Source organism: Streptomyces pinistramenti (assembly GCF_020564935.1).
GTDB lineage: Bacteria > Actinomycetota > Actinomycetes > Streptomycetales > Streptomycetaceae > Streptomyces > Streptomyces pinistramenti.
The window spans coordinates 64,432-75,800 of the sequence record NZ_JAJCXB010000037.1 but is presented as its reverse complement, the minus strand read 5'-3'; the positions used below and the strand labels follow the sequence as shown (position 1 = coordinate 75,800).

The following is an 11,369-nucleotide window of genomic DNA, read 5'->3' as shown; positions in this document are numbered from 1 at the left end:
CTTCCTGCCCCGCAACGACACCGGCAACAACGGCCGGACGAACTCCCACTCAGCATCAGACAGTTCATGGCGACGTATCACCCCACCATGATCCACCACGCGAGATCATTTGAAGACACCGCCTAGGGCGCTGGTCCGGCATCCGGTGCAGAAAGCTGCTCCCGCAGGGTGACACGGTCCGTCTTACCTGCGGGTGTGCGCGGCAGCCGGTCCATTACCGTGATCCGGCCGGGTGTCAAGGCGCGCGGGATCCTGTCGGCTGCCCACCTGCGAAGTTCACGTGAGGTGGCGTGCCTGCCCGAGGCGAGGACGACGGCCAGGCCGACCTCCGCGGGGCGGCCGGCCGTCTCATCTCCGGGCAGCAGGACGGCGACCGCCTCGCGTGCTGCCGGGTGGGATTCGAATGCCGCCTCGATATCGCCGAGTTCGATCCGGTGCCCCCGGATTTTCACCTGTTGATCGAGTCGACCGAGAAACTCCAGTCTGCCGTCTTTGTGGAGCCGGCCGAGGTCGCCCGTTCGGTAGCAGCGGCGATTGCCCTCGGGAAGAGAGAAGCCGGCGAAGCGGTCGGCCGTCAGGTCCTCCCGGTCCACGTACCCCTGGGCCAGGCATGCTCCGTGGATGAGGATCTCGCCTTCGATACTGCCGTCGGACGGATGGATCGCCGCTGCTCCCGGGGCGGGCTCCGCAAGCGTGTGAGCCTTCGGGGGGTTGAGGTGCAGGCCGGTGTCCGGCAATGGCCGGCCCAGGCCGATGGCCCGTGGGTCGGTGACCCGTTGGGCGCTCGCCCAGATGGTGGCCTCCGTCGGGCCGTACAGATTCCAGAGTTCGGCGGTCAGCGGAAGCAGGCACTGGGCAAGTGGTGTGGTCAGGGCCTCGCCGCCGCACCAGATGCGGCTGCCGGGCAGTCCCTTCCAGCCGGCGGCTGTCACCAGGCGCCAGAAGCTCGGGGTTGCCTGCAGTACGTCCGGGCGATATCTGCCGACGGTCTCCGCGAAGAGGCCCGGATCGGTGCGCGCCTCCGCCGGGGCAGCCACCACAGCGCCACCGACCTGCAACGGGAGCAGGAGTTCAGCCAAGGAGATGTCGAAGGAGAGCGCGGTCAGCGCCAGCATGGCCTCACCGGCGGCGAGCCCGGGGGTGCGGGCGAGCCCGCCGAGGCGGGTGCCGAGTGCCTGGTGGGAGACGGCAACGCCTTTGGGTACACCGGTCGAACCAGAGGTGTACATGATGTATGCGACGTCTTCGAGTCCGGTGCGGGGTGGGGATTCCGGGGTGCGGGGAACCGTCTCGGCAACAAGCCCGTCTCCGGTCCCGTCGTCGCGAAGAACCAGTACCGGGCGGGCATCGTTGAGCACTGCGTCACGGCGGGCCCGAGGGTAGCTCTGGTCCAAGGGAAGCAGCGCACGTCGGCTCAGGCCGGCAGCGAGCAGCGCCGGCACGCCGGCCGAAGGGTCGACTGCATCGAGCGCGATCAAGGAGCCCGGTGGTGTGAGACGGGCGAGCCGTTCCGCCAATTTCCGCACGGTGTCGGCAAGTTCGCGGTAGCTCCAGGTCCGCTGAGGGCCGAGGAGAGCGACGGCCTCGGGCGACTGCTCGGTATGCCTCAAGAATTCGTGTGCCGCCAGGATCATCCTGTGCGCCCCTCCAGCGGATACTGCGGTTCGGTGTGCGGTGGCCTTCTCCGGCCGCGGCTGACCGCGCGGCGAACTCGGCTGCCAGGGTGGCCAGGGCGGGCGCTCGGAGGTTTCCCGCGGTCGGAGGTTCGAGCCGCCGCTCGATGAAGTCCTTCGTCTTCCCGGAGGCCCTGCTCAAGGACACCCCGAGGCCGCGGTGCCGGAGCTGCTTCTGTCCGCGGAAACACGACGGACCAGCAGTCCTCCTGGCTCCGGGCGATCGGGGTGCCGTTGTCCCTCCAGGATGTCGCACGCTCCTCGCGCTTGCCGGAAGCTTGCCGGAACGTCCCTACTCGTTCTTCCGGTACACGGTGACGTGCCCCGGATGAGGGAAGGGCTCGCCGTCCCATCCCTTCCAGCGCCCTTCCCTCGTCAGGCCGGCCATGCGCGCCATGAGGTCGAGCTCAGAGGGCCAGGCGTAGCGGAAGGACATCGGATAGAAGCGCGGCCCCGATGTGGTCAGAACGATCTGCTGACGGTTGACCCGTTGCTCGGTCGCGTCGTGGAGGCTCATCAGGAGCACCGCCTCGTCGTCGCCGAGGTGCATGGTGTCGGTCCATTCCTCACGGCCGTACTGATCGGCGTCCAGAACGAAGGTCTGGAGCACGAAGGCGCCTCCGGCCTTCAGCCGGTCGGCCACGTTCTGGAAGCAGCGCAGCTGTTCTTCCTGCGTGAGGAGCAGGAAGAAGCTGTGGTACACGCAGTAGACCAAGCTGAATTCGCCCTCGACGGGCACATCGGCGAAGTCCCCCAGGACGACGTCCAGTTCGGCGCCTCCCGGCTTGGCGCGCAGCTGCTCCAGCATTTTCGGGGACGATTCGATACCCGTGACCGCTACGCCGGACCTGGCGAGGGTCAGTGCCACCCGGCCCGTCCCGATACCGAGTTCGAGTGCCGGGCCGCCGTCGGCGATCTTGGCGAGGAAGGCACTGGCTGCCTCCTCGTCGTCGGCGGCGGCCCAGGGCGTCGCATCGTAGGCTTCCATCCGGTCCCATGCGGAGGGGCTGTCGAATGCCTTCACTGCGGTGTCTCCTTCCGGATGTGCGCCGTCCCTTCGGGAGAACGCAGCGCGGTCCATACCTCGTCGATGTGCCGTAGGCACTCCTTCTCGGTCCCGCTGAAGCCCTCCGGGCGCCACCCTTCGGGCAACGGCCGACCGCTGTCCAGGACCGAGTACTGTTCCTCGTCGTTGACCACGACGTCGTATGTGGTCACGGCGGTCTCTTGGGACACTTCCGACCTCTTTCTCCGGACGGCGAACAGGCCCACTCCGGCCAGTGGAATGAGCGCCAGCGTCAGTACGCCGGACAGGGCGAGCCCGCCGCGGCTGCCGACCGCGTCGACCATGGGACCGCCGGCCGCCAGGCCCAGCGGAGCCGCGAGCGTGGAGCCCGCCACCCAGAGCGTGACCACGGGCTGCTGCTCGTCGGGGCTGAGTTCGGCTTGGATGAAGCTGAACGCGATGGGGATGAAGGGCGCCCACACCAGACCGCCCAGCGCGAAGATCGCCATGGCGACGGGCAGGTTTCCGGCAGCGGAGAGCGCCAGCGGGCACAGGCCCCACAGGGCGATGATGGCGATCAGCACCACGCGTTCAGGCACCCGGCGCACGTAGTTGGTGGCGAGCGCTCCCAGGAACGCGCCCGCCCCGAAGGCGCCCCAGGCGAGCCCCAGACCCGCGCTTCCCGAGTGCAGCGGGCCGCGGACCAGCAGCGGGAGCGCCACTTCCACGGGCATGTAGAAGAAATTGAAGAAGAAAATGACGGCGAAGAGCCTTGCCAGCAGCGGCCTGCTGCGCAGGATCTGCCAGCCTGCGGCAGGGGCGGCGTCGGTCTCCAGCTCCTCCTGCTGCGGTGCCGGCACCCACAGCGCCACGACGGCGAGCAGCACCACGGAGCCGAGCGCATCGAAGCCCAGCGCCGCCGCAGGACCCCAGACAGCCACCAGCAGGCCGCCGATCACGGGCCCTACGACGAACAGGGCGAAGTTGCTGTTGACGCCGAGCAGCCCGTTGACGGCGAACAGGTCCTCCTTGTCCACCATGCCGGTCGCCAGGAGGCGGCGGCTGCTCGTCCCGGCCAGACGGAAGACGGAGCCGACAAGCAGCCCGCCGATCAGGACGGGCAGCGTCAGCTCGTCCGTCGCGGAGAGCACGGCCAGTGCGATGAAGATGACGGGCCGCAGCACGCAGTCGGCGAGCAGCAGCGCACGGGACGGCAGCCGCAGCCTGCCAAGACCCAGCGCCAACGCCAGCACGGTGGACAGGACGAACGGCGCGGTCTCGACCACGGAGATCGCGACGGCCGGGGCGAGCGATCCGTGGATGTGCAGCGTCTGGATGGGCATTGCCACGATCACCGTGCCCATCCCGACCTGCGACAACAGGTCACCGACGAGCAGCGCCGCAAGGCGCCGGTTGCGCAGCACCTCCCGGTAGGAGCGGCTGACCGGCTCCTCGGTGTCCACCGTCCCCTCAGTCATGGGCCGCCACCGTGCCCGCCTTGATCGCGGACGGGGTGAAGGACAGGTCGGCGACCCGCAGCACGTCCGGATCGAACCGGGCCCACAGCGCGCCGCTCGGCGCTGTGGACTCGCCGAGGGCGAACCTGGCGTCCCAGCGTGACTCGTCAGGTCCCAGGTACCGCACGAGCTTGCGGCGGGCCCGCGCGGTGTCGAACGTGACCGTCCGCCCGCGCCCGGATGCCACCACCTGCCGTGTGATGCCGGTGCCCGGGTCGCAGACGTCGACCACCAGCTCGAACACGGGATTACGGGCCAAGCGGTCGGGCAGTCGGGACCAGGACCCCGTGAACACCCAGAACGACTCGTCTTCCCACAGGTACCAGACCGGCCGCACGACCGGGCCGTCCGTGGCGAGACGGGCCACCAGTGGCTGCGCCAGGAATGCGGGGACGTCGAAGGGCGCACCGGTCAGCGGACCGAACGAGTTCCCGCGTCGCGTGGCCTTCCACGTTCGCTTCACCCGGCCGCTCCGCCCTGGGCCTCGGCCCACGCCTGGTGAAGGCGGTGCGCGGCCTCCGTCAGCTCGTCCGGGCCGACTCCGGAGAACGAGAGCCGCAGCGTGCCGCGATCGGGGTCGGCGGCGTAGAAGTCGGTACCCGGCACGTAGGAAACCCGCTGTGTGAGGGCGCCGGTGAGCAGGTCGTCGGCGTTCGTCGCGTCTGCGAAGCGTGCCCAGACGAAGAAGCCGCCGCCGGGCACCTCGAAGTCCAACGCGTCTCCGAAGTACCGGCGTACTCCCGCGACCAGGGCGTCCCGCCGCTGTGCATAGAGCATGCGGGCCGCCTTGATGCGCTCGTCCACGAAGCCGGGCCGGGTGACGAGTTCCAGTACGGCACGTTCGAGGAATCCCGAATTGCCCAGGTCGGATGCCTGTTTGAACATGCCGATGACCGGTGCCAGCTCGGCGGGCGCGGTCACATGGCCCAGGCGGGCGGCGGGGAACAGGACCTTCGAGAAGCTCTCCAGTCTCAGCACCCGGTCCGACAAGGACGCGAGTGCGGGGAGTGTGTCGCCGTCGCGCGCGTCGTAGCGGAGTTCTCCGTAGGGATCGTCCTCGACGATGAAGAAGCCGTAGCGGTCGGCGAGTTCGGCCAGGCGTTGCCGTTGTACCAGGGACAGCGTGGCGCCGGTCGGGTTCGCGAAGTTGGATACGACGTACAGGAACCGCGGACGCAGTCCGCCCTGCAACGCGGCGCTCAGCTCGTCGAGTTGTGCGTCGTCGGCCAAGGGGACCGGTACGAGGTCCGCCTCGAACAGCCGGAAGACCTGGAGGGCCCCGATGTAGGACGGCCGGTCCACGACGATGACGTCTCCCGGATCGATCAGCGTCTTGCAGATCAGGTCCAGCGCCTGCTGCGAGCCGTGCGTCAGGGTCACGTGTTCGGGCCGGCCGGAGATGCCCAGGCGGGTGGCGTTGCGGGAGACGATCCACTCGCGCAGTTCGGCCAGCCCGGCCGTATCGCCGTACTGCAAGGCGTCCGGGTCGTCCCTGAGCAGCCGGCCCGTCACCTCCTGGACGTCGGCGTTCGGGAACAGTTCCCGGGCGGGGCTGCCCGCGGCCAGCGGAATGATCCCAGGGGCCTCCGCAAGCCTCAGGACCGATCCGATCGCGGAGGAACGCAACCGTGATGTCCTCGATGCCAGGGGGGCGGCTCCACCACGGTGCTGATCGGGCTTCACTCGGCTTTCTCCCTCTCTGTTGCGGCGACTAGCGTGAGGAACTCGCCGAAGGACTCGGCCTCGGCAACCATGCGGGGCGGGACACGCCGTTCGAGGCTGGTGCTCAGCCGCGTGGCGATGCGCACCGCCTCCAGGGAGCGCCCGCCCAGCGCGAAGAAGTCATCGAGGTCGTCCAAGGGGTCGGTCTCCTCGATACCCAGGATCTCGCGCCAGACGTGCTCGGCCGCCTGACGTATCCGGGCGGGCACGTCCACTGCGGTCGGGCCTGCGGGCGGGGGCACGTCCCGGGCGGGCCGCGAGGCCGTGGCCCGCATCGCGAACCGCGGCAGCTCGTCGTAGTGCACCTCCGTGCCGGAGGCCAGGTGCTCGGCCGCACCCATCACGGCGTCGGCGATCCGGCCCGCGTCGTCGGCCGTGATGAGGTCCACGTCGTACTCGAAGCGGGCCAGGATCCGCTCGTCCGTCTCGTCCCAGGAGACCATCAGGTCGCACCGGGGGCCGCGACTGGGCAACCAACGAGCCGTCCAGGTCGGACCGGTCCCGTCCTGGACAGGTTCGGTCGAGCTGAAGCAGTTGAACAGCACGCTCTCGTAGGGCGAGGTCCCGGTGTGGCGGGTCCTGGCCGCTGTGACGAGGTGTTCCAGCGGTACGTGCCGGTGCGTCCACGACTCCACACAACTGCGGCGCACCTCCTCCAGGAACACCCGGCGCGACGCGCCCTCGGGAGGGGTCACCACGACCGGCACCGTGTTGGTGAAGTAGCCGATCTGCCGTGCCGCCTCTTGGGGGCGTACGGACATCGGCGCGGAGACCAGGACCGGGCTCGGCGCGGGACCGCTGCGCAGGGCGGCCGTCAGGCAGGCGATCCCCATCATGAACGTCGTGCATCCCGCCGCTGCCGCCTCGGCGCGCAGCCGTTGCCGCACCGGCGGGAGGATCTCGCGATGGATCACGCCGCTGCGCCGTCCGCCGCGATCCGGTGTCCGGTCCTCGGCAGGCACCGACCAGGGGGGACCTCCGGCGGGCACGTCATCGAACCGGCCTGCCCAGTGATCCGCAGCAGCCCGGAGTGCCGCGTCGGCCTCACGGGCCCGCACCGTCCGCACCACGTCGGCGTACGACAGGGCGGGGCCGCCTGCGGCCTGCGGTGCGGGCACCCGGCGGCTGACCGCTGCGTACGCGTCCGCCAGCCCGTTGAGCAGCACCGACATCGACCCGCCGTCCCAGACCAGGTGGTGCACGACGAGGACGAGCGTGGCGCGCACATCCGAGGCCCGGTAGAGCCGCGTGCGCAGCAGGGGCGCCCGCCCCAGGTCGAAGGGGACGAGCAGTCCGTCACGCACCACCGTGTCCAGCAGGTCGTCGGGCCCGTCCTGGCTCCCCGGGTACGGCACCTCCTCCAGCGGCACCTCGACACCGGCCGGCGGTCGCACCACCTGCACCGGCCCGGAGCGGCCCACCACGAAGGCGGTGCGCAGGGAGTCCTGGGAACGGACCACGGCGCCGATCGCGGTACGCAGGGCCGCGGTGTCCAACGGCCCGTCGATGTCGACCGCCACGGTCTCGGTGTACGCGAGGGTGCCGGCGATCAGCTGCTCGCGGAGCCACAGCCCGCGCTGTCCCCTGCTCAGTGGCAGGACCAACGGTGCCTCGCGGGTGGGAGCACCGTTCAGGTGCCGGGCCAGCTCCCGTCGACGCGCGCTCATCGGTGCGGTGTTCCCCCTCGTCATGTGCCCTCTGTCCGGTCGAGGACGGTGAGCAGGTCCTCGACCTCGTCGTCGCCGAGTGTGCCCAGCCAGTCCGTGGTGGCCGCCTCGTCCGCCGCTGCCGGCCCGGGTGGTGACGGCACGTCCGGTGAGGTGGGGCGGCCAGAGACGGGGAGGCGGAGCGCGGCGGCAATGCGCCGGGGGGTGCGCTCCTCGAACAGCACGGCGGCAGGTACCTCGATGCCGAACTGCCGGGTGAGCTCGGTCATGAGCCGGGCCACTCCGAGTGAGTCGCCGCCCAGAGCGAAGAAGTCGTCGTCGCGGCCTACCCGTTCGGCGCCCAGAAGGGTGCCGAACGCCTCGGCCACGGCGCGTTCCCCGGCGCCGGACGCCGCCGCGTACGTGTCGGCGATGACATTGTCAGGACCGGGCTCCGGCAGTGCCGCACGGTCCGTCTTGCCGCTCAGCAGCGTCGGAAGGCCGGCGAGCCGTACGAAGGACTTGGGCACGGTCGACGGATGCAGCCGTTCGGCCAGGAAACTCCTCAGGTCGTGCACAGGAGGGGCGGCGTCCGCGCCGAAGACCACGTACGCGATGACCGCATCGGACCGTACACGGACCGCGGCGGCGTCGATCGCGGGGTGCTCCAGGAGTGCCGCCTCCACTTCGGCAGGGTTGAGGCGGACACCGCGGGTCTTCTGCTCGCCGTCATTGCGTCCGACGTACCGGAGTTGCCCGTCCACGCCACGGCGCACGAGATCGCCGGTGCGGTACATCCGGTGCCCCCTGCCGCCGAACGGGTCCGGCAGGAACGTCGCCGCGGTCAGTCCCGGACGCCCCAGGTAGCCATGGGCGAGCCCGATGCCGCCGAGGTACAACTCACCCGTCTCGCCGTCCGGTACGGGGTGCCCTGTGTCGTCGAGCACGTGGGCTTGAGTGCCGCCGATCACGTCGCCGATCGGCGGCAGTTCGTCCACGGCCCCACGCGAGGCCAACGGGGCAACCAGACGTACCCCCGACGTCTCGGTGATGCCATAGGAGTTGACCACTTGGAAGGGTGAATCGCCGGGCCATGAGCGCAGTTGCTCGCCTCCGGTGATCAGCACGCGTAAGGCGGTGTCATCGGGCCAGGGCAGCGCCATCAACTGCTCGCCCAGGCGGGTCACCACGACGCTCCAGGTCACGCCTGACTCCAGGAGCCACTTCCGGACCGCTTCGGCGTCCCATTCCGTGCTCTCGTCGGCGATGGCGACGGCCGCTCCCGCACCGAGCGGCGACCACAGCTCCCAACGGGTGATGGCGAACCCCGGCGACGACAGCCAGCTGCCCACCGTGTCGAACGGGGCGAAACGGTAGGTCTCGGCCGTCCACACTGCTTCGTTGACGATTCCGGAGTGCGGAATACCGACAGCTTTGGGCTCACCGCTGGAGCCTGATGTGAAGAAGACGTAGGCGATCCGCTCCGACTCGGGAACATCGGGAAACCACCGGTGACCGCCTCCCGCTGCGGTCTCCGGAATGACGCAGCAGCCAGGACCGATCGACAGCCGCGCACCGGAGAGCGCCAGCAGCCGTTCGGCACGTTGCGAAGGGAGCAGCGGATCGACGGGCACACAGGCACCACCGCGCTTCCAGATGGCAAGGGTCGCCACGACCTGGTCGACACAGCGAGGCAGCCGGACGGCCACTGTGGTGCCGGGCCCGACGCCGTGCTCTCCCAGGATCCGGGCCAAGCCCGACGCCTTTGCGTCGAGTTCGGCGTAGTTGAGCGTCTCCCTCGCGCTGATCAGGGCGAGCGCACGGGGATACGTGCGGGCCATCAGCTCGACGCGGCCGTGCGTGGTGGACGGCTGGGTTGACGTCACCGGACTGTGGGGCATGGTTCTGGGACCGCCTGTCGTCGTGATCAGTCCTGGCCGGCTTCTTCGGGGCCGATCGATGCCAGGTCGGGCAGGACCTTCTCGCCCAACAGCCGTACGGTACGCAGCGCTTCGGGCTGGGTGATCGATCCGTAGCGGCAGTGGAGGCTGATCTCGGCCCCCGGGTAGAGGTCGTGGATGCGACGCAGTGCGGCTCCCACCTCGGCCACCCCGCCGATCACGACGTTGTCCGCTGCCATCAGGTCGGAGAGCGTGGTGTTGCGGGCCGCCGCCTCCATGCGCTCGTACCCCGGGTACTGCGCGGAGGCGCTGCCCCGCCAGCTGCTGTACGCCTCGATCTGCTTGTCGCGGTACGCCTCGTAGTGTTCCTCGGCCCGCTCGACCGCCTCGGCGTGGCTCTCTGCGACGTAGGCGTGGTAGCTGACGTGCAGACGGTGACTCCGGGAGTGACCGTGCTCGGTCCTGGCCCGCCGGTAGCTCTCCAGCAGGCCCGTCAGCTTCTCGTGGCTCGCCACCACCGGCATGACCATGAGGTGATAGCCGTGGCGCCCCGCCCAGACGAAGGTCTCGGGCGACGTCGTGGCCGCGATGAAGACAGGCGGGGCGGGCTGCTGGGCCGGCCGGGGCAGGAGGGGAGGGAGCGGACCGAAGCGGTGGAAGCGTCCCTCCCAACGGAAGCCGGAGTCCGTCCACAGACGATGGATGGCTTCGACGTTCTCCTCAAGGAGCGCCCGGCTGTCATCCATGTTCACGCCGAACGCGGCGAACTCCGAAGGGAGGAAGGCCCGCCCGAAGCCGGCGTCCAGTCGGCCGTGCGAGAGGTTGTCCAAAACCAGCAGGGACGAGGCCAGTTTGATCGGATGAGTGAACGCCGGAGTCACGGCACCGGTCACCAGCCGCACGCGGCGCGTGTGCCTGGCCATGGCCGACAGGAGGGCCACCGGGTCGGGGCTGTAGCCTCCCCACTCGTGAAAGTGGTGCTCGACCATCTTCACGTGGTGGAAACCGAGTTCGTCCGCCTCCGCACCCAGTTCCAGGCAGTCGTCGTAGAACTGGTCGGCCGCCGCCTCCGCGGGCCCGACCGTGGGCAGGAAGTTGATGCCTAGCTTCATCCGGTTCGCTTCCTCTCTCCGGCAGACACCGTCAGCGCCGTTGGCACGTCGTCTCGTACAAGTTCCGGTACTGCCTGTCCGCGAACTCCAGCTTGGCCAGCGCGCGTCCGGTCTCCACCGCGACGTCGTGCGGGATCAGCAGCGGTTCGGACGCCGATGCCTCGGCCATGAGCTGGGCCTGGGCGGCGCGTTCCATCACGATGAAGAGCCACACCGCCTCGCCGATGCTGCGCCCGCCGGTGAGAAAGCCGTGGTTCTGCATGATGACCGCGGTGCCGTCGCCCATCGTCTTGACGACTTCCTTGCCTTCCCTGCGGGCGTTGACGAGGCCGAGGAACTGCCCGTATACGCCGTGCCTTTGGTACAGGACGCAGGCGTCCTGGGTGAGGGGATCGAGACGACGACCGAGGGAAGACCACGTCTTGCCGTACAGGGAATGCGTGTGCGCGAAGGCGGCCAGATCCGGACGGCTGCGGTGCAGTTCACCGTGCAGCGGGTCCACCGAGGGGTTGAGGTCGCCGGTCCCGCGCAGGACGGTGCCTTCGGAGCCGACGAGCAACAGGTCATCGGGTGTCACGTGATGGAAGTCAAGACCGAACGGGTTGACCCAGTAGGCGTTGTCGTCCTCCGGATCCCTGACACTCACATGACCGGCAAGACCTTCGCTGTAACCGAGGGCTGCAAGGAGGTGGATCGCCTCCACCAGGGACTGTCGCACGTGGTCCTGATCCGGGACGACAGCCGCGTCCAGGGAGGCGGCCGGCGGTGTGGAAGTAGGCATACCACTCCTTA

Annotated in this window: 9 protein-coding genes; all 9 read right to left on the bottom strand. The window is 69.5% G+C overall.

Features of this window, described 5'->3' with window-relative positions; all coding sequences use genetic code 11:
* Positions 1-122: 122 nt before the first annotated feature.
* The 9 genes from LIU39_RS23295 to LIU39_RS23255 all read right to left on the bottom strand — a co-directional run bounded on the left by LIU39_RS23295 (position 123) and on the right by LIU39_RS23255 (position 11,358).
* The gene (locus LIU39_RS23295) at positions 123-1,634 is read right to left on the bottom strand and encodes an AMP-binding protein (protein ID WP_227048804.1); all 1,512 of its coding nucleotides are present in this window, start codon (positions 1,632-1,634) and stop codon (positions 123-125) included.
* 331 nt (positions 1,635-1,965) lie between these two features.
* Positions 1,966-2,697 (bottom strand): class I SAM-dependent methyltransferase, encoded by a 732-nt coding sequence (locus LIU39_RS23290; RefSeq protein ID WP_227048803.1) that lies wholly within the window; start codon positions 2,695-2,697, stop codon positions 1,966-1,968.
* Positions 2,694-4,157 (bottom strand): MFS transporter, encoded by a 1,464-nt coding sequence (locus LIU39_RS23285; RefSeq protein ID WP_227048802.1) that lies wholly within the window; start codon positions 4,155-4,157, stop codon positions 2,694-2,696. The genes LIU39_RS23290 and LIU39_RS23285 overlap by 4 nt, the downstream gene beginning before the upstream one ends.
* A complete protein-coding gene (locus LIU39_RS23280; protein WP_227048801.1) occupies positions 4,150-4,659 on the bottom strand; it encodes a pyridoxamine 5'-phosphate oxidase family protein in 510 nt (169 codons plus the stop codon). The genes LIU39_RS23285 and LIU39_RS23280 overlap by 8 nt, the downstream gene beginning before the upstream one ends.
* Positions 4,656-5,822 (bottom strand): aminotransferase-like domain-containing protein, encoded by a 1,167-nt coding sequence (locus tag LIU39_RS23275; protein WP_227048800.1) that lies wholly within the window; start codon positions 5,820-5,822, stop codon positions 4,656-4,658. Before LIU39_RS23275 ends, LIU39_RS23280 begins: the two co-directional genes overlap by 4 nt.
* A 53-nt stretch (positions 5,823-5,875) precedes the next feature.
* Complete coding sequence (locus LIU39_RS23270) at positions 5,876-7,585, bottom strand: condensation domain-containing protein (protein WP_227048799.1); 1,710 nt, start codon at positions 7,583-7,585, stop codon at positions 5,876-5,878.
* Positions 7,586-7,605: 20 nt separating this feature from the next.
* Positions 7,606-9,450 (bottom strand): non-ribosomal peptide synthetase, encoded by a 1,845-nt coding sequence (locus LIU39_RS23265; RefSeq protein WP_227048798.1) that lies wholly within the window; start codon positions 9,448-9,450, stop codon positions 7,606-7,608.
* Between the two features lie 41 nt (positions 9,451-9,491).
* Positions 9,492-10,577 carry an LLM class flavin-dependent oxidoreductase gene (locus LIU39_RS23260; protein ID WP_227048797.1) on the bottom strand — a complete coding sequence of 362 codons (1,086 nt, stop codon included), beginning with the start codon at positions 10,575-10,577 and terminating at the stop codon, positions 9,492-9,494.
* Positions 10,578-10,608: 31 nt separating this feature from the next.
* Positions 10,609-11,358 carry a class II aldolase/adducin family protein gene (locus tag LIU39_RS23255; RefSeq protein WP_227048796.1) on the bottom strand — a complete coding sequence of 250 codons (750 nt, stop codon included), beginning with the start codon at positions 11,356-11,358 and terminating at the stop codon, positions 10,609-10,611.
* Positions 11,359-11,369 lie beyond the last annotated feature (11 nt).